The following is a 24,418-nucleotide window of genomic DNA, read 5'->3' as shown; positions in this document are numbered from 1 at the left end:
TCCCCGGTCGCTACGCTCCTGCTCGCCGGAACTCACGGTCGCGTCACCTGCACCGTCACCGGCGGCTGGCCCGGCTCGAACGCCTCGCGCTCCAACGCCACCATGGCGACGGCGCGGGCGTGATAGCGCGCGGAGATGGATTCGTCGGTGCCGCCGGTGAAGATCGGCACCGGCGCCATTCCCTTGGCGTGTCTGGCGGCGTTCTTGCCCAGTTCGCGGTACTGCTGCGCGGTCAGCAGCGGAGCCACGCTGAACAGTTCCAGGTTGGCCAGCGGGGCCAGGTCGCGCCGGTGAATCAGCGCGGTCCCCTTGCCCTGCAACCCTATCCCGATACCCGAGCCCGACAGCCGGGCGGCGGTGAGCCCGATGAGGCCGACGTCGATGGTCGACCGCACCCGCACCAGCCGCGGCACGCAGCCCTCCTCCTCGAGGCCCGCCGAGAGCTGCCGCAGCACCTCGCCGATCGTGAGCCCGCACAGCGTCAGCCACACGCTGCGCCCCCACGCCGGCGAGAGCCCGATGCACACCTCGCGAGGGTCGCCGCCCTGCCGCGCCGGTTCGATCTCGGTGACCGTGACGTGGCCTTGATGCTCGGCCTGATCGGCCGTCAGTTCCGCCGATGTGCGAGCCTGCCGGATCGCGTCGATCTCCGCGCGCCGCTGCTCGCTGAGCGCGTAACCCGTTCCGGGACCGGCGTAGTCGTTCGGGTCGGTCAGCTTGGACAGCACGCGGAACTTCTCGTCGAAGATCGCCGACGTCTGCAGCTGGTCACCCTTCATGCGCTCTTCGGTGAGGCGGGTGATCGCCTCCGCCTCCTCGGCGAAACCCGCGCGGTGCAGCGCCGCGATGACGTCGAATACGGTCAACTGCTTGGCTTCGATGGACGCCGCGGCCTCCGCGACCATCTTCGGGTGGCCGGCGGGCAGGTCACGTGAACCGTTGGCCATGACCACCTCCTCGACGTGCGCGTCGTCGTAGTCGGCGAGCCCGAGGTCCCGGAAGACCGCCTGCACGGCCTTGGCTCCGCGTCGCCGGACCGCCTCCAGGTGCTCGGGTGAGACGGTGCGCAGGCCGCCGTCCGCACCCCAGTCGCGCTGCAGCACCAGGAAGTCGTCCATGTCGTCGGAGTTGAAGTTGGACAGCGCGAAGGCGTTGTCGTAGCGGGGAATCGAACCGAAGCCCGAGAAGATGAAGTCGGCACCCGCCAGCAGCACCGGCAGCGTGTGGGCGCTGCGCCGGATGTCCGATTCGGAGATCAGGTTGTCGTTGCCCGCACACGATTCGAGGTCGCGCATCATCACCATGAGGTTCTCGGCGATGAGCTCCTTCATGCCCTCCGGGACGGACGCGACCACGCCGACGCCGTCGATGCCGCCGTTCTGTACCCCCTGGCTGCCGAGCGCCCGCGCCAGCGAGACGCACCGCGACTCCAGGTAGAGGATCGAGCACTTCTCGGCGGCGCCCATCAGCACCTCCGCGCCGCCACCGCTCGTCACCCGCATCTTCAGCCCGCGCGACGCGTACGCGGACGTGAGAATCGCCTTGCTGAACGGGGTGTCGTCACCGTCGACGAACACCTGCTCGGTGCCGTAGATGGAGATGGTCTCGGCGTAACTGGTGAGCCCGCGCAGCCCCAGCCGCAGTTCGAGCGCTTCCTCGATGGAGCACTGCGCCATCGCGCCGGGTGCCCCGACCTGGCTTCCGATCAGCAGCGCAACGGCATTCGACGGTGCGTCGCCGAGCACCGGCACCGTGGTCTCGACCTCACGGAACCCGTAGGCCACGGCGCTGGCGGCGTCCGCGCCGATGAGCAGCGGATCGTCGAGCTGATTGGTGACGTGCGCCTGGTTGCTCGGCGTGCGTCTGGCGCGCATCTTCGCCATCGCCATCTGCATCTCGACGGGCGTCATCACCGCCATCACGCGCGCCAGTTTGGCCGGAGTGATCCCGCCGACCAACCGAACCACCTCGGCGCGTGGCACGTCGACGTCGACCGCCATTCTCGCGAGTGTCACGTCGTCGAGCGCCATCGCCTCCTCGGCCACCGCGAGATCGATGCCGTAGCGGGCGATGAACTCGTCGATGACGTCGAACTCGGCGACCGACTTGCCGTCCAGTTCTGTGACATGCGGGAGACCGTCACCCCACTGAATCGTCAATGACGGGGAGGGGTCGTGGGGGCTCGCCATCGCGACCAGGCCGAGGTTCGGGTCGGCGACGCTGAAGCCGTCGAGGTTGACCGGCTTCGAGTCGAGGACCCTGAACCGGCCCAACTCGGCTGCCATCTGGATTCCCTGGTCGCTTCGCTCCCGCCAGCCGAACCTAGTCGCGAACCTCGCTGTCCTCGTACACGATCCGACCGATCAACTCGTAGCGGGCCGGATCCCGGAACTTGAAGTACAGCGCCATCGCCGCACCGAGCACGAACAGGCCGACGACGATCCACGGGGTCAGCTTGAACAGCAGTGTGCCGGAGGCCGCGCCCGCGGCGGTGTCCTTGTGCACCCACAGCAGGTATACGACGTAGAGCATGCCGATACCGCCGAGCAGTGGAGCGAGGAACGTCTTGAACCAGTGCGCGCTCGACGGGTGGTTCTTGTGGAAGTGGAAGAACGCGATGACGGCGAACGCGCACAACGACTGCACGATGAGGATCGCCATGGTGCCCAGGATCGCCAGCAGACCGTACAGGTGGACGTACGGATCCATCCCCGCAGCGAAGAACGCGAGCACCAGGACCAGCGTGATGCCGGTCTGCACGAACGACGCGATGTACGGCGAGCCGTGCTTGTGGTGCGTCGCACCCAGCGTCTTCTGCAAGCCGCTCGAGAGGCCCTCGCGGCCGAGAGCGTACAGATAACGCGACGCGCAGTTGTGGAACGCCATGCCGCACGCGAACGATCCCGTGACGAGCAGCAGCTTGAACAGCGTGATGGCCCAGTCGCCGTAGGCGGACTGCACCGGATCGAAGAAGATGTTGCCTGCGGTCGCAGAATCCTGCGCCAGCTCAACGGCTTTCTGCGGCCCCGTGCCGGCGATCGCCATCCAGGAGATGAACACGTAGAAGAGTCCTACACCCAGCACGGCGATCATCGTGGCGCGCGGAATGATGCGCTTCGGGTCCTTGGACTCCTCGCCGTACATCGCCGTGGACTCGAAGCCCACCCACGACCAGAACGCGAAGAAGAGTCCGAGTCCGGCGCTGGCGCCGACGATTCCCGCCGCGGGGGTGAACGCCCCGACGGGGTTGAGCGTCTCGGCGACGGCGAAGCCCTCGGGACCGCCGCCGCGGAACAGCACCGCCAGCGCACCGAGCGAGAGCATGAAGATCTCGGTGATGAGGAAGACGCCGAGCACCTTCGCCGTCAGGTTCACGTCGAAGTAGGTCAGGATGCAGTTCAGCACCAGCATCAGGATCGCCGGCGCCAGCCACGGCACCGTGATGCCGAACGTCGTGTTCGCGAAGTCCGCGAAGAAGTACGAGAAGATGCCGATCAGCGACCCCTCGAACACGATGTAGGCCATCGTGATGAGCAATCCGCTCGCCATCCCCATGACGCGGCCGAGACCGTGGGAGATGTAACCGTAGAACGCGCCCGTCGTGGTGATGTGCTTCGCCATGGTCGCGTAACCGATCGCGAACAGGCCGAGCACGATGGTCGCCACCAGATAGCCGGCGGGTGCGTGCGAACCATTTCCGAACCCAACGGCGATCGGTACGTTGCCGACCATTGCGGTGATCGGGGCGGCCGTCGCGACAGCCATGAAGATGACGGCGACGGTGCCGATGGCGTTCCGTTTGAGGCGCTGAACGTCACCACCAGTGTTTTCATCGCGTGACAGCACTTGATCGGTCATCGGCGGGGACACCTTCCAGGCGGACAGTAGGAGCCGGCTGCGGCCTGTTTGTGAGGCCGGCCACAGCGCGAACTTTCGTATATTGGCACTACCAAATAGGTCGCGCAACCGGTACGCGCTCCAATTGACAGAAATGGTTGGACCTTTTTAGGGTGGCCCTCACCGCCCGCCGACAACCATCCACGACCCAGCAAAGGGAGCCTTGGTGTACGACTACGGCACGTTCTCGTTCGAGTCCAAGGCGCAGGTGCTGGAACTGGCGAAGAAGTACTGGAATCCGGATAAGACGCAGTTCTGGACCGACGCCGGCGTCGATCTGGTCATCGACCGCAGGGAGGGCTACTTCCTCTGGGACATGAGCGGCAAGCGGCTCATCGACATGCACCTCAACGGCGGCACCTACAATCTCGGCCACCGCAATCCCGAGGTGATGGCCGCCCTGATCGACGGCATGGACCGGTTCGACGTCGGCAACCACCACTTCCCCTCGGTGGCCAGGACGGCGCTCGCGCAGCGACTCGTCGAGTCCGCGCCGGCGTCGATCACCAAGGTGGCGTTCGGTTCCGGCGGCGGCGAGGCCATCGACATCGCGCTGAAGAGCGCGCGGCACGCCACCCAGCGGCGCAAGATCGTCTCGATCATCAAGGCGTATCACGGACACACCGGTCTGGCGGTCGCGACCGGCGACGAGCGGTTCTCGAAGCTCTTCCTCGCCGACCGGCCGGACGAGTTCATCCAGGTGCCGTTCGGCGACATCGACGCGATGGAGCAGGCGGTACGCGGTGGCGACGTCGCCGCGGTGATCATGGAGACGATCCCCGCGACCTACGGATTCCCCATGCCGCCAACGGGTTACCTCGAAGCCGTCAAGGAGCTGTGCGAGCGCTACGACTCGCTGTACATCGCAGACGAGGTGCAAACTGGTCTGATGCGGACCGGCGAGCTGTGGGGCATCACCCGGCACGGCATCGAACCCGACATCATGGTGACGGGCAAGGGCCTGTCCGGCGGCATGTACCCGATCACCGCCGCGATGCTCGGCGAGCGTGCGGCACGCTGGCTCGACGAGGACGGGTTCGCGCACATCTCGACCTTCGGCGGCGCCGAACTCGGGTGTGTCGCGGCCATCAAGACACTGGAGATCACGCAGCGCCAGGAGGTCCGGGAGTCGGTGCAGCGCATCACCGAGGTGTTCGCCACCGGCCTGGCCCGGATCAAGGCCGACCATCCCGACTGGTTCGTCGGCATCAGGCAGGCGGGCGTCGTCATCGGGCTCGAGTTCGCCCATCCCGAAGGCGCCAAGTTCGTGATGCGCGAGCTGTACGAGAACGGCGTGTGGGCGATCTTCTCAACCCTGGATCCCCGTGTGCTGCAGTTCAAACCGGGTCTGCTGCTGAGCCCCGAGCTGTGCGACGACGTACTGGACCGCGTCGCGTCGGCGGTGGCGCGGGCCCGGACGGCGGCGCACGCGGAGCGCGTGAACTGATGTCCGCGTCGGATGATGTCTTCGTAGCCGACGACGTCGACGTCGCGGCCAGGGCGCTCGCCGCCTACGACGTGTCACCCGACGCCACGCTGCGTCTGCTGAACCTGTCCGAGAACGCCACTTACGCCGTCGAGGACGCCGCCACGGGCGATCGGTCGATCCTGCGCGTACACCGCAAGAACTACCACCGGCCGCACGAGATCGAATCCGAACTGGACTGGCTCGCGGCCCTGGAAGCCGACGGCGCGATCACCGTGCCCCGCGTGCGCCGCGCCAGCGACGGACGTCGCCTCGTCACCGTCGAGCAGGACGGAATCGACCGTCACGTCGTGCATTTCGACATGGTCGCGGGCGCCGAACCCGACGAGGCGACGCTGACCGCAGAGGAGTTCCACACCCTCGGGCGCATCACCGCCGCACTGCACGACCACTCGCGCGCCTGGGTCCGGCCCGAGGGCTTCGGCCGGTTCGCCTGGGATTGGCGGCACAGCCTGGGTGACAGCCCCCGCTGGGGCAGGTGGGAGGACGCCGTCGGCGTCGGCGAGGCCGAACATGCGGTCCTTCGCCGCGCGACCGAACTGCTGCAGCGTCGGCTCACCGAGTACGGCACCGGCCCGGACGTCTTCGGACTGGTACACGCCGACCTGCGGTTGGCCAACCTGCTGGTCGACGGATCGGGCGCCGATCGGACCATCACGGTCATCGACTTCGACGACTGCGGTTTCGGTTGGTACTTCTACGATTTCGGTACCGCGGTGTCGTTCTTCGAGGACGACCCCGCCGTTCCCGAGTGGCAGGACGCGTGGGTGACCGGGTACCGCACCCGCCGACCGCTGCCCGCCTCCGACGAGGCGATGCTGCCGTCGTTCGTGCTGTTGCGCCGGATGCTGCTGCTGGCCTGGATGGGGTCGCACACCCATTCCAGGGAGTCGCAGGAGATGTCGGTGAGCTACGCCGAGGGCAGTTGCGCACTCGCGGAGCGGTACCTCACCTTCGACGGCCGACGACTGGCCTGACCACCCACCACGAAAGGCGACACCGGATGTTCGGATCACTGCAGGGCCGTTCGGCCATCGTCACCGGAGGCAGCAAGGGCATCGGGCGGGGTATCGCCGAGGTGTTCGCCAACGCCGGGGTGAACGTCGTGGTCAGCGGGCGAAACCAGGCCGACATCGACTCCTGCGTCTCCGCCCTCGCCGGGGCGCCGGGCACCGTCAGCGGCGTCGCCGCCGACGTGACGAGCCCCGAGGACTGCGCGCGCGTCGTCGCCGCGGCCGTCGAGCGCAACGGCGGAGTGGACATCGTGTGCGCGAACGCGGGCATCTTCCCGTCGGGCCGCCTCGAGGACCTCACACCCGACGACATCGAACAGGTGCTCGGCGTGAACTTCAAGGGCACCGTCTACATCGTGCAGGCCGCGTTGTCGGCGCTTGCGGCCAGCGGTCACGGCCGCGTCGTGATCACATCGTCGATCACCGGGCCCGTCACCGGCTACCCCGGCTGGTCGCACTACGGCGCGAGCAAGGCCGCGCAACTGGGCTTCCTGCGCACCGCAGCAATGGAATTGGCGCCGAAGAAGATCACGGTCAACGCGGTTCTGCCCGGCAACATCGTCACCGAGGGGCTGGTCGAAATGGGCCAGGAGTACATGGACCAAATGGCGGCCGCCGTTCCCGCGGGCACGCTGGGCAGCGTCGCCGACATCGGTAACGCTGCACTCTTCTTCGCGACCGACGAGGCGGCCTACATCACCGGTCAGTCGCTGGTGGTGGACGGTGGTCAGATCCTGCCGGAGTCGCAGGCCGCCATCGCCGACATGTAGCCCTACCACACCGGTTCTGGGTTAGATTGGTCCTACCAATTCGGCTATCGAGGAGGGTACGGTGCCCACGCCGTCCGAGGAGTTGCGACGTCGCATCGTGACGGACCTCAACGCGGGCACCCCCGGCACCAAGCTGGGCAGCGAACGCGAGCTGGCAGATCGCTACGGCACCAGCAGATCCAGCCTCCGCCAGGTGCTCGCGGCGCTCGAGGAGGCCGGCTTGATCACCAGGGTGATCGGCCGAGCGGGCGGCATCTTCGTCAGCCACAGCCAGGTGCAGCGCAGCCTGTCCGACGTCGTCGGAGTGCCCGCGTTCCTGGCCAACCAGGGATACGTCGCGGGCACCCGTGTGCTGTCCACCAAGATCACCGCCCCGGATCGCACGACCAGGGAGGCCCTGCGCCTCGGCGAGGACGACTTCGTCGTCGAGATCCAGCGGGTGCGGTTGGCCGACGGTTCGCCCATCTCGCTGGAGTTGGCGCAGTTCCCGGCCGACGCGTTTCCCGGCCTGCTCGAGCAACAACTCGGCGGGTCGATCTACGAGGTCCTGGAGAAGCACTACGGGCTGGTCACCTCTCAGGCCGACGAGCGGATCGAGGCGGTGAACGCCACGCCGGAGGAGGCCACGCTGCTCGGTGTCAAGCAGCGGTCGGCGCTCCTTCTCATCACGCGAATCACCTACGACCAGAACGACGTTCCGTGCGAGTTCTCCCGCGATCTGTTCCGCGGTGACCGCACCCGGCTGGCCGTCACCGTGAAGGGGCGGGGACTCGGCGTGCAGTCGTCGCCGGCCAAGGCGTCCGTCGCACTCGTCTGACGTCACCCCTTGACCTCAAGAATGGTTCAGGTTGCACGGTGGTCCCACGACCCCGTGAAAGGAACCACCTCATGCAACCGATCCGCGCCGACCTGTGGGAGACCCGCGTCGACTCACCGTTCCCCGGCCTGACCACCCACGCCTACCTCTGGACCGGCGGCACCGACGGCAACGTGCTGATCTACGGCACGCTCACCGACGCCGACTTCGACGAGATCGAATCGCTCGGCGGGGTGGCCCACCACTACCTGTCGCACCGTGACGAGGCGGGCCCGATGGCGCGGCGAATCGCCGAGCGCTTCGGGGCCGTCCTGCACGCACCGGTCGCCGAGCTCGCCGAGATCGGTCAGCACGCCCACATCGACGTGCCCCTCGGAAGCCGGCACGTCGACGCGAACGGCATCGAGGTCGTTCCGACGCCGGGCCATTCGCCGGGCAGCACCTGCTACCTGGTGCCCGGCGTCAACGGCCGGACGTACCTGTTCACCGGCGACACCGTCTTCGTCGGCGACGAGGGCACCTGGCAGGCCGGATACCTCCCGCCGATCAGCGACTACGCGCCACTGGAGGCCAGCCTGCGCGTGCTGGCGACGCTCCAGCCGGACCTGGTGATCTCGAGTGCGTTCCGGGAATCGGCGGTGCACGTGCCCGGCGGGCGGTGGGCGGATGACGTCGCGCAGGCCCAGCGCTGGCTGGAGCAGGCGGGCAGCGCCTGCGCCTAGCTCCACTTGCCTAGCTGGCACTCTTGGTGATACACATGTCTCACCAAGCGTGCCAGCTAGGGTGTCGCCATGAGCCCCGACCCGAAGGACAAGCCCGTGAGCGCAACGACCGTGACGATTCGTCGCACGCTCGACGCGCGCCAGACCGACGTGCGGACCCGGATCCTCGAGGCGGCGCGCCAGCTGATCAACACCCAGGGCCACGAGGCGGTCGGCATGGAGCTCATCGCCGCGACCGCAGGGGTCTCGCGGGCGACGATGTACCGCTACTTCGCCTCGAAGGAACACGTCGTCTGCGACGCCGCGCTGGCGTGGGGCCACGAGCTCGCCGCCCGCATCCCCGCCGCCATCGCCGCCGCCGGAGCGGCCAACGCGCTGGACGTCGCGATCGAGCAGGTCGTCCACGAAGCGGCCTCGGACCTGCCGATGGTGCGCGCCACGATGACGTCCGTGCTCGCACTCGGCCCGGTGGCCGACGAGTTCCGCATCGGCGTACGGGGCATGTTCACGGCGCTCACCGCGGGAGCCGACGTGCCAGCGGACTTCGATGCGTCGCTGACGCTGCTCGGCCGGGTGTTCTTCGCCGACCTCGCGCTGCTCAGCGTGGGCGACATCACCGTCGACCAGTGCATCGACGAGCTGCGCACCGCGGCCACCAGGATCCTCAGCCCCTAACCCGACGATCGGAGTCGAACGTGAATCAGCCTGCGCTGCAACCGATGTGGGACTGGATGCTGAGTCATCTGGGCACGGGATTCTTCGCCTTCCCGCTCTACTTCCTGCCCGTCGTCGTCGCCGTGGTGCTGATCACCGGAGTCCTCTTCTCGATCCTCGACGTCTCCGTCTACCGCAGGATCCCGGCGCGGGTCGCGTGGAAACTCGGACTCCGCACCTCGACGATGTACATCGGTTCCGCCGCTGCCCTTCTCGTTGCCAACGCGTACTTCCACCCGTGGTCCCTAGAGGTGCCGACCGCCGCCCCGACACCGGTCGCGTTCGTCGCGCAGGTCGCGATGTACATGGTGCTCGGCGAGTTCCTGACCTACTGGTGGCACAGGCTCGAACACGGCAGCAGATTCGTCTTCCAACGCGTCCACTACGTGCACCACCGGGTCGACAACCCGCTGACGATATGGACCAACTTCGTCGTCCACCCCGTCGAGGGACTGATGGTCATGCTGTGCCTGTACCTGCCGCCGCTGGTGCTCGGCGCGCACCCGATGGTCATGGTCGCCTACGCGATCGCGAACACCACCGCCATGGTCGTCACGCACTGCGGTTACGACATTCCGCTCTACCCGCGCTGGCTGCTGCCACCCGCCGCCGGCCACGAGTTGCACCACTCCGAGAGGCGGCCGACGAACCTCTCCGTCGTGATGAGCTACGGCGACAAGCTCTTCGGGACCTATCGCAAGCCCGTCGGCGTCGTCGCACCCGTTGGGGTCACCACCGACGCCTGACGGACGACCCTCACGTCGGCCAAACGCCCGCCTGCCCAGGATGGCTTCGTCAGGACGTGCGACATCGCACGGCGTACGAGAGGAGCACATCATGGGCGGGAACTTCAGTAGGCGGACCGTCACCGCAGTGGCCGCAGTCGCACTGGCGGTGCTGGGCACGGCGATGACGAGTGGCGTCGCAAGCGCCGATCCCGGCATCGGTTGGGGCGCACCCGGTCCCGGCATTCTGCCGGGACCCGGACTCGGCGGATTCGGCGGTCCGGCGTCGGGCCTGGGCCTGCTGCCGGGAGCCGGATTCGGCTTGCCGGGACCCGGACTCGGCGGATTCGGCGGACCCATGTCCGGGCTGGGCCTGCTCCCCGGTGCCGGTGTCGGGCTGCCGGGACCCGGATTGATCTAGGGCTGCGGACGAGGGCGGGTCGGACGCACCTCCGACCCGCCCTCACAGCGCACAAACGCCGATAGCGTGCAGCATGGAGGCATGCGCGTTCTGGTTGTCGAAGACGAGCGGCTGCTCGCGGATGCGATCGCCGACGGCCTTCGGCGGCACGCGATGGCGGTGGACACCGTGTACGACGGAGCGGCCGCCCTCGAGCGGACGTCGGTCAACGACTACGACGTCGTCGTACTGGATCGCGATCTGCCCCACGTACACGGCGACGACGTGTGCTCGGCGCTCAGCGACGCGGGCGGCCATCCGCGGATTCTGATGCTGACGGCGTCGACGACGATCGCCGACCGAGTGACGGGGCTCGGCCTCGGCGCCGACGACTACCTCGCCAAACCGTTCGCGTTCGCCGAGCTCGTCGCCCGCATCCAGGCGCTGGCCCGTCGGTCACGGCCCGCGAACCCACCGGTGCTGGAGCGCAACGGCGTCCAACTGGATCAGCACCGACGCACAGTCAGCCGCGACTCGACGCAGATCGCGTTGTCCCGCAAGGAATTCGCCGTTCTCAACGAGCTCATGCTCGCCGAGGGCGGCGTCGTCTCAGCCGAGTACCTGCTCGAGAAGGCCTGGGACGAGCACACCGACCCGTTCACCGGTGTGGTGAGGTACACGATCATGATGCTCCGCAGAAAGCTCGGCGAGCCACCGCTCATCGAGACCGAACCCGGCGTCGGGTACCGGATGCCATGAAGATCCGCACTCGCCTCACGCTGCTGTACGCCGGAGCGTTCTTCGTCGCGGGGGCACTGCTCGTCGCGTTGATGTTCTTCTATCTGCAGATCTCGCTGAGCCACCGGCCCGCGAACAACGCGCGAGCGCTGTTCGACCAGGCCGTGGACCAACGCGGGCTCGGGCGCATGCCCGTGATCGAGCGGGTGGTCGACACCATCTCCGAGCAGGCCGCCCGAGAGCGCCGCGAAACACTTCGCGCGATGCTGGTGTTCTCGCTGGCGTCGCTGGGCGTCGTCGGCCTCCTGGCGGGGCTCATCGGTTGGCTCCTCGCCGGCCGTGTCCTTGCGCCTCTGCACGACGTCACCGCGACAGCGCGCCGGGTCGCCGATCTGCATCTCAGCGAACGCATCTCGATGACGGGCCCGGACGACGAGATCAAGGTTCTGGCAGACACTTTCGATGACATGCTCGAACGTCTGGATCGTGCGTTCGACGGACAGCGCCACTTCGTCGCCAACGCGTCGCACGAACTGCGAACCCCGTTGGCGATCAACCGAACCCTCATCGAAGTCGCGCTGGACGACTCCGCGACGCCCGAGTCGACACGTCGGCTCGGTGCGACACTGCTGGCGGTCAACCACCGTCAGGAGCGCCTGATCGACGGGCTGCTGGTACTGGCGAGCAGCCAGCGCCGGCTGGAAACCCGCACGCGCGTGAACCTCGCCGAGGTCACCGAGCGGGCCATCGGGGCGGCACGGGCGGCGGCCGACACCGCAGGCGTCTCCCTCGTCGCGGATCTGCACCCCGCGGTCACTTTGGGCGACCCCACCCTGCTCGAGCGTCTGGCGGGCAACCTCATCGACAACGCCATTCGTTACAACTCGAGCGAGGGCTGGGTGCGCGTCGTGGTCGCCATGCGCGGTGCCCGCGCCGTCCTGGTCGTCGAGAACAGCGGCCCGGTGGTCGCGCCCGGCGACGTGGCCGGACTGCTCGAACCGTTCCGGCGGCACGGAGCGGACGGCCCCGACTCCCGCACCGGCGGCGGTACCGGTCTGGGATTGTCGATCGTCCGCTCCATCGCCACCGCTCACGGCGGAGCGCTCCGCCTCACCGCTCGCCAGGGCGGTGGGCTGGTGGTCGAGGTGGAGTTGCCCGGCGCTCAGTAGCCGGGACAGGTCGTCGCGATCCTGTTCATCGTGTCGATCTTCTGCTGACCTTCCGGAGTGCCGCGCTTCTCGTCGATCTTCTGCTGCCAGTCGGGGTTCCGAGCAAGCACGTCCTGCACGCGATCACGCCGCTGGTCGACCGGCAGCGCGAGGAAGTCTCGGACCCGCTGCTGCGCAGTCGGGTTCTGCGCCAGCCGGTCCGCCACCTGCGGCGCCTCGATGCGCAGCGCGGCGTCGAGTTGCTCGTAGGAGCAGGTCGTTTCGATCAGTGGACCCGCCGGCTCGGCGGTTGCGGCGCTCATCGGGACGAGTACCACGGCTGCGGCGGCGAGAGGTGCGGCGAGTGCGGTGTACACGGGAAACGAGATCATGCCGGAGAGTTCACCAGCCGCGGTGTTGGGGCGGTGTTTGGATCGGGGCCTCGGCTAGATTGCGGTCATGCAGTCCGGCCGGTTCGCACCCAGTCCGTCGGCCGATCTGCACATCGGCAACCTGCGCACGGCGGCGCTGGCCTGGCTGTTCGCCCGGTCGACCGGACGCCGGTTCCTGATCCGCGTCGAGGATCTCGACGACCGCACGTCCCCGGACATCGCCGCCGGGCAGGTAGCGGATCTGGCCGCCATCGGCGTCACGTGGGACGAACCGCCCGAGCGCCAAACCGCCCACGAGGGGCGGTACCACGAGGTGGTCGACGACCTGACCGCACGCGGGTTGACGTTCGAATGCTTCTGCAGCAGAAAGGACATCCTCTCCGCGCCGCGGGCACCGCACGCCCCGGAGGGCGCCTATCCCGGCACCTGCCGGGACCTGACCGACGCCGAGCGCTCAGAACGCCGGGCCTCGGCTGACCGGCCGCCCGCGCTGCGACTGCGCTCCGACGTCACCGCATTCACCGTCACCGACCTGCTGCACGGCGAATACACCGGCCTGGTCGACGATTTCGTGCTGCGCCGCTTCGACGGTGTGCCCGCCTACAACCTCGCCGTCGTCGTCGACGACGCGGCGCAACACGTCGACCAGGTGGTGCGCGGCGACGACCTGCTGTCGTCGTCGCCACGGCAGGCGTACCTCGCGACGCTGCTCGGCCACCTCCCGCCGACCTACGCCCACGTGCCGCTGGCCGTCAACGCCGAGGGTAAGCGACTCGCCAAGCGCGACGGCGCTGTCACGTTGGCCGAACTGGGGGTTGAGCATGCGCTCACCCTGATCGCGTCGTCGCTCGGGTACTCGGCGACCACGTTGGACGGCATGCTCGGCGAATTCGAGCCGGGGTGCTTACCCCGTCAACCGTGGGTATACCGCCCGTCGTGAGCAGAACCCTGTCCGGCCGCGCGCCGGGTTGCTACGGTCCGCCGGTGACCACCTCTCGCCTCCCCCGGTCGCTCGTCGCACTCGTCGCACTGCTGGTGGTGTTCGCCACCGCCTGCGGCTCGTCCGGTAAGACCGAGGATCCGATCAGGTCGGCCGGGGTGCTGCGCGTCGGCACCGAAGGCGTCTACTCGCCCTTCAGCTACCACGACCCCGCGACGGGCGAACTCGTCGGGTACGACGTCGACGTCGCCAAGGCGGTCGGCGAGAAGCTGGGTGTGCCAGTCGAATTCGTCGAAACACCGTGGGACTCGATGTTCGCCGCACTCGAGGCCAGCCGGTTCGACGTCGTCGCCAACCAGGTGACCATCAATCCCGAACGCCAGGGCAAGTACGACCTGTCGCAGCCCTACACCGTGGGCGAGGGCGTGATCGTCACACGGGCGAACGACGACTCGATCACGTCGCTCGCCGACATCAAGGGCAAGACCGCCGCCGAGAACGCCACCAGCAACTGGTCGGAGGTCGCGAAGAAGGCCGGTGCCAGGGTCGAGGCCGTCGACGGCTTCGCCCAGGCCATCACGCTGCTCAACCAGGGTCGCGTCGACGTCGTCATCAACGACAGCATCGCCGTCTACGCCTACCTCGCGGAGACGGGCGACAAGACGGTCAAGATCGCGGGCACCGTCGGCGAGAAGAGCGAACAGGGCTTCGCCGCCCGCAAGGACAGCGGTTACCTCCCCGAACTGGACAGGGCGCTGAACGAACTGCGGGCCGACGGCACCCTGGCCGAGATCTCGCAGAAGTACCTCAAAGCCGACGCCACGGGGGCACCCGCGAACACGCCGATCCGGGCCGCCGGGGTGCTGCGCGTCGGCACCGAGGGCACGTACTCGCCGTTCAGCTATCACGATCCCGCGACCGGCGAACTCGTCGGCTACGACATCGACGTCGCCAAGGCGGTCGGTGAACAGCTCGGTGTCCCAGTCGAATTCGTCGAGACGCCGTGGGACTCGATCTTCGCGGCGCTGGAGGCCAACCGCTTCGACATCGTCGCCAACCAGGTCACCATCACACCGGAACGCCAAGCCAAGTACGACCTCTCGGAGCCCTACTCCGTCGGCGAGGGGGTGATCGTCACCAGGGCCGACGACGACTCGATCACGTCGCTCACCGACCTGAAGGGCAAGAGGACCGCCCAGTCGATCACCAGCAACTGGGCCCAGGTCGCCCGCGACGCCGGTGCCGACGTCGAGGGGGTGGAGGGTTTCGCGCAGGCGATCACGCTGCTGAACCAGGGCCGCATCGACGCCACCGTGAACGACAGCATCGCGGTCTACGCCTATCTCGCGGAGACGGGAGACACGTCGGTCAAGATCGCCGCGCAGACGGGCGAGAAGAGCGACCAGGGCTTCGCGGCCCGCAAGGACAGCGGCTATCTGCCCGAACTCGACGGCGCACTCGACGATCTGCGCGCCGACGGCACGCTCTCCGAGATCTCGCAGAAGTACCTGAAGGCCGACGCGACGGGTGCCGCACCGGAGGGCACTCAGAGCCCGCCGGGATCGCAGCAGGAGGCGCCCCCGGTCCGCTCGGCGTTCCAGCTGATCCTCGACAACCTGTGGCCGCTGGCCAAGGCCGCGCTCACCATGACCATCCCGCTGACGATCATCAGCTTCATCGTCGGCCTGGTGATCGCGCTGGCGGTGGCGCTGGCGCGGCTGTCGTCGAACGTGGTGCTGAGCAACGTGGCCAGGTTCTACATCTCGATCATCCGCGGCACTCCGCTGCTGGTGCAGCTGTTCATCGTGTTCTACGCGCTACCCGAATTCGGCGTGAAGATCGACCCGTTCCCCGCCGCGGTCATCGCGTTCAGCCTCAACGTCGGCGGCTACGCGGCCGAGATCATCCGCTCGGCGATCCTGAGCGTGCCGAAGGGACAGTGGGAGGCGGCCGAGACCATCGGCTACAACTACACCGGCGCGCTGCGGCGCATCATCCTGCCGCAGGCCACCCGCGTCGCGGTGCCGCCGCTGTCGAACACGCTGATCTCCCTGGTGAAGGACACGTCGCTGGCCTCGACGATCCTCGTCACCGAACTTCTCCGGCAGGCGCAGATCGTGGCCGCGCCGACGTTCGAGTTCTTCGCCCTGTACGGCACCGCGGCGATCTACTACTGGGTGATCTGCCTGGTGCTGTCGTTCGGACAGGCCAGAGTCGAGCGCCGACTGGAAAGGTACGTGGCGAGATGACGTCGCTGAGCACGTCGAAGGACATCGACTACCGGGTCACCGCCGAGAACGTCGAGAAGGCGTTCGGCGACAACAAGGTGCTGCGCGGCGTCTCGTTCCGGGTGCAAAGCGGCACCGCGACGACCATCATCGGACCGTCGGGTTCGGGGAAGACGACGCTGCTGCGTACGTTGAACGCGCTCGACAGGGCTGACTCCGGCGTCATCCGGGTGGACGACGTGGAGATCGACTTCTCCACGCCCACACCGAAACCCGAGATCCGACGGTTTCAGTCGCGCAGCGGTTTCGTGTTCCAGAGCCACAACCTGTTCCCGCACAGGACGGTGCTGGAGAACGTCATCGAAGGCCCGGTGATGGTGCAGAAGCGGCCTCGCGACGAGGCCGTCGCCGATGCGCTGGCGTTGCTCGACCAGGTCGGGCTGGCCGAGAAGAAGGACCAGTACCCCTTCCAGCTGTCGGGCGGCCAGCAGCAGCGCGTCGGCATCGCCCGAGCGTTGGCGCTCAAGCCGAAGCTGGTGCTGTTCGACGAGCCGACGTCGGCACTCGATCCGGAACTCGTCGGCGAGGTGCTGTCGGTCATCAAGGACCTGGCCGTCGAGGGCTGGACACTGGTGATCGTCACACACGAGATCCAGTTCGCCCGGCAGGTGTCGAACCAGGTGCTGTTCACCGACCAGGGCGTCATCCTCGAGCAGGGCACACCCGCGGAGGTCATCGAGAACCCGAAGGAGGAGCGCACCCGGCAGTTCCTCGACCGCATCCTCAACCCGCTCTAACCCTCGCGAACGTTGGTTACCGCCACGGTCCGGCGCGGTTTCGCGTGACATAAGTCAACGCTCGGCGGGGTGGCGGTGTGAGAGTGTGAGGCCCATGTCTCGGAACGTGGAAGCGGACGTCGTCGTCGTCGGAGCCGGCCTGTCCGGCATGATCGCGGCCAGGGCGCTGCTGGCGGCCGGACTCACGCCGCTCGTCCTCGAAGCCGACGAGCGGGTCGGCGGCCGCATCCTCACCGAGGAGGTGACGGCGGGCGTCCCCGTCGAACTCGGTGCACAGTGGATCGGCGACACACACCAGCGGATGTTCGCACTCGCCGAGGAACTCGGTGTGCAGACCTACCGGCAGTACGACGACGGCGAGACGTCCTATGAGTTGGTCGGCTCGGGGGTGTTGCGGGAGGGCGAGTTTCACGCGCGCTTCGCCTCGGAGTTGAAGGAGCTGGAACTCGTGCTGCGTCGGCTCGACGTGCTCGCCGCCGAGGTTCCGGTCGAGGCTCCGTGGTCGGCCCCGCGCGCCGCCGAGTGGGACGCCGTCACGGCGGGCGCCTGGTACGACGCCCAGGGGCTGTCCCCCGTCGCCCGGACGCTGCTCGAGATCTGCACCGTCGGGATACTCGCGGTGCCGACGGCCGAGGTGTCGTTCCTGCACCTGCTCTTCACGATTCAGACCTGCGGGGTGACATCGGAACTCTTCGCGGAGTCCGAGGGCGGGGCGCAGACCACCCGATTCGTCGGCGGCACAGGCGAAATCACCAAGCGGCTGTCGGCGTTGATCGCCGCACACATCGTGGTCGAGGCACCGGTGCAGACGATCGAGCACGAAGTCGACTCCGTCACCGTGTACTGCCGCGGCGGGCTGGTGGCACGGGCCCGACGTGTCATCGTCGCGATCTCACCGACGCTCGCGGGCAGGATCCTGTACGACCCGCCGCTGTCGGGTGTCCGTGACCAGCTGACCCAGCGACTGCCGAACGGATCGGCGATGAAGGCGTTCTTCGTGTACGACGAACCCTTCTGGCGCGCAGACGGTTTCAACGGTCAGCTGATCTCCGATATCGGCCCGGCGCGCATGTCGAACGACACCTGCATCCCCGGCGACGACCACGGCGTCATCCTGATGTTCCTCGAGGGCGACGAAGCGCGTACCGCGGGCCGGCTGCCGGAGCCCGAGCGGCGGGCGGCGTTGACCGCGGAGCTGGTCCGGCATTACGGACCGAGAGCGGCCAAGCCCGAGTTCTACGTCGACGGCGAGTGGTCGGACCGCCAGTGGACGCGAGGCTGCTACAACGCCAACCACGGGCCACACGTGTGGACCAAGTACGGCGCGGCGCTGTCCACACCCGTCGGCGTGATCCACTGGGCCTCAACCGATACCGCGACCTACTGGAGCGCCTACATGGAGGGCGCGGTCGACGCGGGCGAACGCGCTGCCCGCGAGGTCGTCGAATCCCTCACCTAGCGGCGAGGAGTTCTTCGCGGAAGTCGGGGTGCGCGATCGCGGCCAGCGCCTCGGCCCGCTCGCGCACGGTCCGACCCTCCAGTTCGGCCACGCCGTACTCGGTGACGATGACGTCGACGTGATGCCGCGGCGTGGTGATCACCGAGCCGGCGGCGAACGCGGGCACGATGCGGGACTGCACCTCGCCGTCCTTCTCGAACGTCGCGGGCAGGCAGATCAGCGAGCGGTCGGTCAGCTCCAGGCCCGCGCCCGCCACGAAGTCCTCGGCGCCGCCGATGCCGCTGAACTGCGCGCCGTTGATCGTGTCCGCGACGACCTGGCCGTGCACGTCGATGCCGAGCGCGCCGTTGATCGAGACCATCGTGTCGTTGCCCGCGATGACCTCGGGCGAGTTGATGATCTCGACCGGCAGGAACGCGACGTCGGAGTTCTCGTCGAGCCAGGCGTACAGGTCGGGCGAGCCGAAGGCGAACGTCGTCACGCTCACCCCGTGATACTGCCCCTTGCGCGCGTTGCTGATCTTGCCTGCGCGATGCAGCTTCATGCAGCCGTCGGTGAACATCTCGCTGTGCAGGCCGTAGTCGTGGCCGTCCCCCTCGGCGAGCAGTGTCGCGATCTGGTTGGGAATCGAGCCGATGCCCGTCTGAAGCGTTGCGCCGGAGGGGATGTAGTCCACGGCGTGCTTCGCGATCGCCTTGTCGACGTCGCTCGGCGGAGCGTCGCCGCCCGGCAGCGCGAGCGGCTGATCGGACGATCGCACCAGGATGTCGATCTCGTCGACGTGCACGGCGTGCCGGTGGTCGCCGAGGCCGAACGTTCGCGGGTACGCATCGGACACCTCGACGACGAGCACCCGGTCCGGATCGACTCCGGCACGGTGGATCTCGTCGATCGTGCCGCCCGCATGCAGCGACAGCGAGCACCAGCCGTCGGCATCCGGCGGTGCCGCAACCGTCGTCATCACCCGCGGGGCCTGGCGTTCCAGGAGCGGCCCGAAGCGGCGGAAGTCGGCCGGGGTGAACTGAATATCGGCGCCGGCGCCCAACAACGCGCGCTCCAAGGGGCCGAAGAACCCCGACAGGTAGCGCACCCCGGACCGGGTGAACAGTTCGGTGCCCACCGCGAGCAGCGCCCCGAACACCCTTAGATCCGTCCAGTCCTCGCGCTCGCCGAGTTCGCGGAGAAACGCCGGCGGCTGGCCGGGCCCCAGCGGGATGCCCAGCGTGTCCGCGGGCTCAAGTCGGGCAGCGGCGTCGGCGGCGCTCAGTTCCTCGGGCATGGCGCGACCCTATAGCGATTCGTTGTGCACCCGTCGCGCTGGGCGTTACTCAGACTCCACAAGTCACCGAGAGCGACGAGTAGCCGCGCAGCGTGAGGTTCGGCTTGTAGACGGGCTCGCCGTCGAGGCGCGCGTTCGGGAAGCGCCGCGCGACGGCCGACAGCGCGACCGACGCCTCGAGCCGCGCCAGCGGAGCGCCCAGGCAGAAATGCGGCCCCTTGCCGAAGCCGAGATGGCGGATGGTCCCGCGGTCGGGGTCGAACTCGTCGGGCCGGTCGTGGGCGGCCGGGTCGCGATGCGCCGCGGCGATCAGCAGCATCATGGTGTCGCCCCGTGCGACGTCCACACCCCCGATCGTCATATCCGCCCCCGCGATGCGCATGACCAACTGCACGGGCGGGTCGTAGCGCATGGTCTCCTCGACGACGGCCGACACCCGGTCCGGATCGGCGGCCAGCGCCGTCCACTGCGCCGGCTGCCGCAGCATCGCGAGGGTCGCGTTGGCGATCAGGTTGACGGTGGTCTCGTGGCCCGCGATCAGCAGCAGGTTGCACGTCGCGACGATCTCGTCCTCGGTCAGTTGGTCACCGGCCTCCTCGGCGGCGATCAGGCCCGAGATCAGGTCGTCGCGCGGATCCCCGCGACGCTGGTCGATCAGCGCGTGCAGGTACTCCCGCAGCCAGCGGCCCGCCTCCAGGCGTTCGTCGACGTTGTCCGGGCTGTCGCCGCTGATGGTGATGAACGGGTCGAGCGCCTGCGCCAGGATCGCCGAGGCGCTGCTGAACCGCGGCTCGTCCTCCAGCGGCACGCCGAGCAGCCGGCAGATCACCGCGACGGGCAGCGGGTAGGCGAGCTCGCTGATGACGTCGAAGGACCCTCGCGCCTCGATCGCGTCCACCATGCGGGAGACCATCTCGACGATGTCGGGTTCGAGGGCCTTGACGACCCTGGGCACGAACGCCTTGCTGACGAGCTTGCGCAGCCGGGTGTGGTCGGGCGGGTCGAGGAACAGGAACCCCGGCGGGCCCAACGGCCGCACCACCTCCCCCTGCGCGATGCGTTTCTGCACCGCCGTCGACTTCATCCCATCGCTTGCCGACGATGGATGGCGCAGCACGTCGTCGCAGTCGCGAAACGACGAGAACACCGTCAGGTGCGCGGCAGGCATCAGCAGCGGACCGTGGTCGCGGAACCGCTCGTAGACCGGATACGGGTCGGCCCGGTTGGACGGATCGAGCAGCGCCATGAGCATGGTCTGGGCGTCGGCGGCAATCGTCATGCTCTTATTGTGCACGCGTCTAAGACGGTGCAGCTAGGACGAGTAGTAGCGACCCAGAACGTGCGCGCGGAAGGCGTCGAAGTCGCCGTCGAGGATCGACTGCCGGATGTCGTCGACGAGCTTGATGATGAACCGCTCGTTGTGGATCGTGCAGAGCGTCGAGGCCAGCATTTCCTTGGCCTTGAACAGGTGTCGCACGTAAGCACGGGTGTAGTGCGCGCACGTGTAGCAGTCGCACTCCGGATCGAGCGGCGTGAAGTCGCGTTTGTAGCGGGCGCCCGTGATGTTGTACCGCCCGGACACCGAGTAGATCGACGCGTTGCGCGCCACCCGCGACGGCGATACGCAGTCGAACGTGTCGGCTCCCGCGGCGATCGCGGCGAAGAGGTCGTCGGGTTCGCTGATGCCGAGCAGGTGACGGGGTTTGTCGGCGGGCAGTTCATCGGTGACCCAGCCGACGATCGTCGCGAGGTTCTGCTTCTCCAGCGCGCCGCCGATGCCGTAGCCGTCGAAGCCCCTGCCGTCGGCGTCGACGATGCCCGCCAGGCCGCGCGTCGCCTGCCGCCGCAGGTCCTCGTACTGCGCGCCCTGCACGACGCCGAACAGCGCCTGGTACGGCTTCGTCGCGCGCTCGGTGGTGAGCCGGCGGTGTTCGGCGAGGCAGCGCACCGCCCAGTCGTGCGTGCGCTGCACCGAACTCTCCTGGTAGGCGCGGGTGTTCACCAGCGTGGTCAGCTCGTCGAACGCGAAGATGATGTCGGCGCCGAGTTGGTGCTGAATGCCGATCGACACCTCCGGCGTGAACCGGTGCGTCGAGCCGTCCAGATGCGACCGGAAGGTGACGCCGTCGTCGTCGACGTGGGCCAGCCGCTCCTTGCCCTCGGCGATCACGTCGTCCGCCTGCACCCGCGTCGTATCCATCGCGAGCACCTTCTTGAATCCCACCCCCAGCGACATCACCTGGAAGCCACCGCTGTCGGTGAAGGTGGGCCCCGGCCAGTTCATGAACCTGGCGACACCCCCGGCCTCGTCGACGACGTCGGGGCCCGGCTGCAGGTAGAGGTGGTAGGCGTTGGCCAGAACCGCCTGCGCGCCAGCGTCTTTCATCGCCTCGGGCAGCACCGCCTTGACGGTCGCCTGGGTGCCGACGGCGATGAACGCCGGGGTGCGGATGTCACCGTGCGGCGTGTGGATCACCCCGACCCGGCCGGCACGTCCGGCCAGCTCCGCCTCGACTTCGAAGAACCTCCCGGTCGACGCGCTCACCGCCGTAGATTCTCACACTCTGCGCGCTGCCGATCGCCGCCGCGACCGCGCCCCGTCGGCCCCGGACGTCTTATGTCCTGCTCGGAAGGTATTTCGCTCAATCGCCGTACACCCCGTGAGCATCACCCCATACTTCTCGGGATGGTCCGCCGATCTTGACGGGCCGCACCTAAACAAGGAGCAACGTAGTGAAGCGTGGGTTGCTGGTAGCCGTAAGCGGGGCGGCGATGCTGATCGCCGGGTTGTCTGGTTGTTCGTCGTCGGCCGATAAGCCGGAAGCGTCGAGTTCCTCGAGTTCCTCGAGTTCGTCGGAGTCGAGTTCCGCATCGTCGTCTGCGAGCGAATCGGCCGAAGCGAGTAGCGGTGCCACCAAGCTGACGATCGACGGAGCCGACAAGGGGATTACGGGCTCACCCACCTGCACGACCATGGGCGACACCGTCGCGATCGCGATCGGCCAGGGGACCACCGGCATCGCCGCCACCGTCAGCGCGGGCGACGCACCCACGGTGTCGACCGTTGCGCTCGGCAACGTGGACGGCGCCATGCTCGCGGTCGGTGCCGGAGCGGGCGACGCCACGGCGACCAAGGACGGCAACACCTACACCATCAAGGGCAACGCCACGGGCGCCGACATGAGCAACCCGATGGCCGGCATCATCACCAAGCCCTTCGAGCTGGTCGTCGCCTGCCCATAGGCGCGGCGCGACAGTCGACCGGGGGATGCTGCCGCATCAGCGCGGCATTCCCCGGTCGACCAGACCCCAGCTAATTCTTGTCATCCCCTTCGTTTCTGCCCGAATCGTCCGTTGATCACCACAGACGAGGTGTAGCGTCCGGACTGCGCTGCAGCGTCGCAGCACACACGGGTTCGAGGGGGACGTTCGTGGCCGCACACCGCATGCCGAGGAAGGGCCGCGCACGCAAGGCGATCGCCGCCGCCGCCGTCGCCGTCGGACTCTCCGGGCCGCTCGTCCTCGGGCACGCGATCGACGTCACGGCCGCGAACCTCGGCGTCGACCTGGCCAACGCGGTGCTCGGCATCGGCGGCAAGGACGACACCCTGTCCGCCAACATTCCGGCCAAACTGAGCGGCAAGATCGCTCCCACCGAGTGGGGGGACGACTACACCTACTACGGCATCCCCTACCTCGCCGACATCAACTTCCAAAGCAGCATGGACGACGGCGTCCCCAAGCTGACGCAGGCGATCGCGGACAACGGAGACAGCGGGATCCGGGTCGTCAGCTACTCGGAGGGAACCCTGGTCGCCGAAGCCGTCAAGCGACGTCTCGCCGACGTCGAGGGTGCGCCGTCGTCCGACGACATCGACTTCCTGTTCATCGCGTCGCCGTACCTGCCGAACGGCGGAGTGTTCGCCCGTTTCCCCGGCTTCACCATTCCGGGCCTACTGCCGGACTTCGGTCCCGCCGAACCGACGCCCTACGACTCCACCTACGTCACCAACGAGTACGACACGTATGCCGACTTCCCGGCCTACTTCAATCCGCTGTCGATCGCCAACGCCCTGCTCTCGATCCGGTACGCGCACCCCGACCCTTACTACGACCCGGTGGACGTCGACAACCTGCCCGCCGGCTCCGTGATCAAGACGGTGCCGGACAACGGCGCCGGCGGAACCGACACCTATATCCTGGTGCGCGCCAGGCACCTGCCGCTGCTCGGCCCGGTGCGGGAGGTCGCAGCACTACTGTTCCTCACCCCGCTCACCGAACCGGTGCTGGCGGCCCTCGAACCGGTCATCCGACTGGCGGTCGACATGGGTTACACCGATCGCACCTACGCCAACCCCGCGACGCCGACGCCGTTCTCGTTCATCACCCCGCCCGGCAAGATCGTCGAGGCTCTGCTCGGCGTGCCCGGCGCGCTGCAGCAGGGTGTCACCGACGCGGTGTCGGGCGGCCAGGAGTCGGTGCAGGACACGACCGTCACGTCGTTCGCGGGGCCGGCTGACACGAGCGCAGCCGAGAACGGGCGTTCGGCACCGGCGCCGAGCGAAACCCCCTCCCCCATAGGCGATCCGGCACCGGCCGATCCGCCCACGGTGGCCGCCGGAGCCACGACGACGCCGGAGCCCGAGCCCGAACCGGTCCCCGAACCCGACGCGCGCATCACCCATCCGACGGTCACGTCGGACGGCAACAAATCGGAGCCGACGACCACCGTGGCCGGCGGCACGACGGCCACCCCCGGCGGCGCAACGGTCACCCCGATCATCGCGGATCCCGTTGCCGGACAAGAGGATACGACGGCGCCGGCTGCGGAATCGGCACCGGCGCCCGCCCCCGCTTCGGATTCCGATCCCGCCGCCGATAAGGCCGCCTGAC

At 68.1% G+C, this 24,418-nt stretch carries 22 protein-coding genes and 1 pseudogene; 17 read left to right on the top strand and 6 right to left on the bottom strand.

The genetic code is table 11. The features are described from left to right. Positions 1 to 32: 32 nt before the first annotated feature. Both NM203_RS27480 and NM203_RS27475 read right to left on the bottom strand, forming a co-directional pair. Positions 33 to 2,285 (bottom strand): propanediol/glycerol family dehydratase large subunit, encoded by a 2,253-nt coding sequence (locus NM203_RS27480; RefSeq protein WP_255063762.1) that lies wholly within the window; start codon positions 2,283 to 2,285, stop codon positions 33 to 35. Positions 2,286 to 2,322: 37 nt separating this feature from the next. Further along, on the bottom strand, positions 2,323 to 3,858 hold the full coding sequence (locus NM203_RS27475) for an APC family permease (RefSeq protein ID WP_255063761.1): 1,536 nt from the start codon (positions 3,856 to 3,858) through the stop codon (positions 2,323 to 2,325). Positions 3,859 to 4,063: 205 nt separating this feature from the next. Between NM203_RS27475 and NM203_RS27470 the strand changes: the two genes are divergently transcribed. From NM203_RS27470 to NM203_RS27425, 10 genes are all read left to right on the top strand, one after another. After that, complete coding sequence (locus NM203_RS27470; RefSeq protein WP_255063760.1) at positions 4,064 to 5,344, top strand: class-III pyridoxal-phosphate-dependent aminotransferase; 1,281 nt, start codon at positions 4,064 to 4,066, stop codon at positions 5,342 to 5,344. Continuing rightward, positions 5,344 to 6,360: a phosphotransferase enzyme family protein gene (locus NM203_RS27465; RefSeq protein WP_255063759.1), complete on the top strand. Its 1,017-nt coding sequence runs from the start codon at positions 5,344 to 5,346 to the stop codon at positions 6,358 to 6,360. The genes NM203_RS27470 and NM203_RS27465 overlap by 1 nt, the downstream gene beginning before the upstream one ends. Before the next feature lie 26 nt (positions 6,361 to 6,386). Continuing rightward, on the top strand, positions 6,387 to 7,166 hold the full coding sequence (gene fabG / locus NM203_RS27460; protein ID WP_255063758.1) for a 3-oxoacyl-ACP reductase FabG: 780 nt from the start codon (positions 6,387 to 6,389) through the stop codon (positions 7,164 to 7,166). 61 nt (positions 7,167 to 7,227) lie between these two features. After that, positions 7,228 to 7,983 (top strand): GntR family transcriptional regulator, encoded by a 756-nt coding sequence (locus NM203_RS27455; RefSeq protein ID WP_255063757.1) that lies wholly within the window; start codon positions 7,228 to 7,230, stop codon positions 7,981 to 7,983. Between the two features lie 71 nt (positions 7,984 to 8,054). Further along, the gene (locus NM203_RS27450; protein WP_255063756.1) at positions 8,055 to 8,705 is read left to right on the top strand and encodes an MBL fold metallo-hydrolase; all 651 of its coding nucleotides are present in this window, start codon (positions 8,055 to 8,057) and stop codon (positions 8,703 to 8,705) included. Positions 8,706 to 8,774: 69 nt separating this feature from the next. After that, positions 8,775 to 9,380, top strand: a complete 606-nt coding sequence (locus NM203_RS27445; RefSeq protein ID WP_255063755.1) for a TetR/AcrR family transcriptional regulator — start codon at positions 8,775 to 8,777, stop codon at positions 9,378 to 9,380. Between the two features lie 20 nt (positions 9,381 to 9,400). After that, a complete protein-coding gene (locus NM203_RS33390) occupies positions 9,401 to 10,165 on the top strand; it encodes a sterol desaturase family protein (protein ID WP_255063754.1) in 765 nt (254 codons plus the stop codon). Positions 10,166 to 10,256: 91 nt separating this feature from the next. Next, a complete protein-coding gene (locus NM203_RS27435) occupies positions 10,257 to 10,565 on the top strand; it encodes a hypothetical protein (protein ID WP_255063753.1) in 309 nt (102 codons plus the stop codon). Between the two features lie 81 nt (positions 10,566 to 10,646). After that, positions 10,647 to 11,303: a response regulator transcription factor gene (locus NM203_RS27430; protein WP_255063752.1), complete on the top strand. Its 657-nt coding sequence runs from the start codon at positions 10,647 to 10,649 to the stop codon at positions 11,301 to 11,303. Next, positions 11,300 to 12,451 carry a sensor histidine kinase gene (locus NM203_RS27425; RefSeq protein WP_255063751.1) on the top strand — a complete coding sequence of 384 codons (1,152 nt, stop codon included), beginning with the start codon at positions 11,300 to 11,302 and terminating at the stop codon, positions 12,449 to 12,451. Before NM203_RS27430 ends, NM203_RS27425 begins: the two co-directional genes overlap by 4 nt. Here NM203_RS27425 and NM203_RS27420 read toward each other — a convergent pair. After that, positions 12,445 to 12,822, bottom strand: coding sequence for a hemophore-related protein (locus NM203_RS27420; protein ID WP_255063750.1), 378 nt, complete (start codon positions 12,820 to 12,822; stop codon positions 12,445 to 12,447). The genes NM203_RS27425 and NM203_RS27420 overlap by 7 nt on opposite strands. A 67-nt stretch (positions 12,823 to 12,889) precedes the next feature. On the opposite strand from NM203_RS27420, the gene gluQRS reads away from it, so the two are divergent. From gluQRS to NM203_RS27395, 5 genes and pseudogenes are all read left to right on the top strand, one after another. Continuing rightward, a complete protein-coding gene (gene gluQRS / locus NM203_RS27415; protein WP_255063749.1) occupies positions 12,890 to 13,762 on the top strand; it encodes a tRNA glutamyl-Q(34) synthetase GluQRS in 873 nt (290 codons plus the stop codon). After that, a pseudogene (locus NM203_RS33565) lies at positions 13,723 to 14,208 on the top strand (transporter substrate-binding domain-containing protein); the annotation flags it as partial. The gene gluQRS and the pseudogene NM203_RS33565, both read left to right, overlap by 40 nt. Beyond that, positions 14,188 to 16,011 (top strand): ABC transporter permease subunit, encoded by a 1,824-nt coding sequence (locus NM203_RS27405; RefSeq protein WP_456299318.1) that lies wholly within the window; start codon positions 14,188 to 14,190, stop codon positions 16,009 to 16,011. The pseudogene NM203_RS33565 and the gene NM203_RS27405, both read left to right, overlap by 21 nt. After that, positions 16,008 to 16,787, top strand: coding sequence for an amino acid ABC transporter ATP-binding protein (locus tag NM203_RS27400; protein ID WP_255063748.1), 780 nt, complete (start codon positions 16,008 to 16,010; stop codon positions 16,785 to 16,787). Before NM203_RS27405 ends, NM203_RS27400 begins: the two co-directional genes overlap by 4 nt. 94 nt (positions 16,788 to 16,881) lie before the next feature. Continuing rightward, positions 16,882 to 18,246 (top strand): flavin monoamine oxidase family protein, encoded by a 1,365-nt coding sequence (locus NM203_RS27395; RefSeq protein ID WP_255063747.1) that lies wholly within the window; start codon positions 16,882 to 16,884, stop codon positions 18,244 to 18,246. Here the strand turns inward: NM203_RS27395 and NM203_RS27390 are convergent. Genes NM203_RS27390 through tgt form a run of 3 tightly spaced genes read right to left on the bottom strand, consistent with a single transcriptional unit; the run spans position 18,239 to position 22,070 of the window. After that, complete coding sequence (locus tag NM203_RS27390) at positions 18,239 to 19,525, bottom strand: acetyl-CoA hydrolase/transferase family protein (protein WP_255063746.1); 1,287 nt, start codon at positions 19,523 to 19,525, stop codon at positions 18,239 to 18,241. The two genes, NM203_RS27395 and NM203_RS27390, sit on opposite strands and share 8 nt — an antisense overlap. Before the next feature lie 49 nt (positions 19,526 to 19,574). Further along, entirely contained in the window at positions 19,575 to 20,804 is a 1,230-nt protein-coding gene (locus NM203_RS27385) for a cytochrome P450 (protein ID WP_255063745.1), read from the bottom strand. 33 nt (positions 20,805 to 20,837) lie between these two features. After that, positions 20,838 to 22,070 (bottom strand): tRNA guanosine(34) transglycosylase Tgt, encoded by a 1,233-nt coding sequence (gene tgt / locus NM203_RS27380; protein WP_255063744.1) that lies wholly within the window; start codon positions 22,068 to 22,070, stop codon positions 20,838 to 20,840. 188 nt (positions 22,071 to 22,258) lie between these two features. Between tgt and NM203_RS27375 the strand changes: the two genes are divergently transcribed. Both NM203_RS27375 and NM203_RS27370 read left to right on the top strand, forming a co-directional pair. Next, on the top strand, positions 22,259 to 22,768 hold the full coding sequence (locus NM203_RS27375) for a lipoprotein LpqH (RefSeq protein WP_255063743.1): 510 nt from the start codon (positions 22,259 to 22,261) through the stop codon (positions 22,766 to 22,768). A 188-nt stretch (positions 22,769 to 22,956) separates the two neighbouring features. Continuing rightward, complete coding sequence (locus NM203_RS27370) at positions 22,957 to 24,417, top strand: PE-PPE domain-containing protein (protein ID WP_255063742.1); 1,461 nt, start codon at positions 22,957 to 22,959, stop codon at positions 24,415 to 24,417. Position 24,418: the final 1 nt, after the last annotated feature.

The sequence above is a fragment of the Mycolicibacterium arenosum genome, from assembly GCF_024320865.1.
Taxonomy (GTDB): Bacteria; Actinomycetota; Actinomycetes; order Mycobacteriales; family Mycobacteriaceae; genus Mycobacterium; species Mycobacterium arenosum.
This window is presented reverse-complemented; position numbering and strand designations above follow the sequence as displayed.

Bases quoted from the DNA above. Each gene is read 5' to 3' on its own strand.
- NM203_RS27480 (WP_255063762.1), bottom strand. From the start codon at position 2,285: ATGGCAGCCGAGTTGGGCCGGTTCAGGGTCCTCGACTCGAAGCCGGTC.
- NM203_RS27475 (WP_255063761.1), bottom strand. From the start codon at position 3,858: ATGACCGATCAAGTGCTGTCACGCGATGAAAACACTGGTGGTGACGTT.
- NM203_RS27465 (WP_255063759.1), top strand. From the start codon at position 5,344: ATGTCCGCGTCGGATGATGTCTTCGTAGCCGACGACGTCGACGTCGCG.
- fabG (WP_255063758.1), top strand. From the start codon at position 6,387: ATGTTCGGATCACTGCAGGGCCGTTCGGCCATCGTCACCGGAGGCAGC.
- NM203_RS27450 (WP_255063756.1), top strand. From the start codon at position 8,055: ATGCAACCGATCCGCGCCGACCTGTGGGAGACCCGCGTCGACTCACCG.
- NM203_RS27445 (WP_255063755.1), top strand. From the start codon at position 8,775: ATGAGCCCCGACCCGAAGGACAAGCCCGTGAGCGCAACGACCGTGACG.
- NM203_RS27435 (WP_255063753.1), top strand. From the start codon at position 10,257: ATGGGCGGGAACTTCAGTAGGCGGACCGTCACCGCAGTGGCCGCAGTC.
- NM203_RS27430 (WP_255063752.1), top strand. From the start codon at position 10,647: ATGCGCGTTCTGGTTGTCGAAGACGAGCGGCTGCTCGCGGATGCGATC.
- NM203_RS27425 (WP_255063751.1), top strand. From the start codon at position 11,300: ATGAAGATCCGCACTCGCCTCACGCTGCTGTACGCCGGAGCGTTCTTC.
- NM203_RS27420 (WP_255063750.1), bottom strand. From the start codon at position 12,822: ATGATCTCGTTTCCCGTGTACACCGCACTCGCCGCACCTCTCGCCGCC.
- gluQRS (WP_255063749.1), top strand. From the start codon at position 12,890: ATGCAGTCCGGCCGGTTCGCACCCAGTCCGTCGGCCGATCTGCACATC.
- NM203_RS27400 (WP_255063748.1), top strand. From the start codon at position 16,008: ATGACGTCGCTGAGCACGTCGAAGGACATCGACTACCGGGTCACCGCC.
- NM203_RS27395 (WP_255063747.1), top strand. From the start codon at position 16,882: ATGTCTCGGAACGTGGAAGCGGACGTCGTCGTCGTCGGAGCCGGCCTG.
- NM203_RS27390 (WP_255063746.1), bottom strand. From the start codon at position 19,525: ATGCCCGAGGAACTGAGCGCCGCCGACGCCGCTGCCCGACTTGAGCCC.
- NM203_RS27385 (WP_255063745.1), bottom strand. From the start codon at position 20,804: ATGACGATTGCCGCCGACGCCCAGACCATGCTCATGGCGCTGCTCGAT.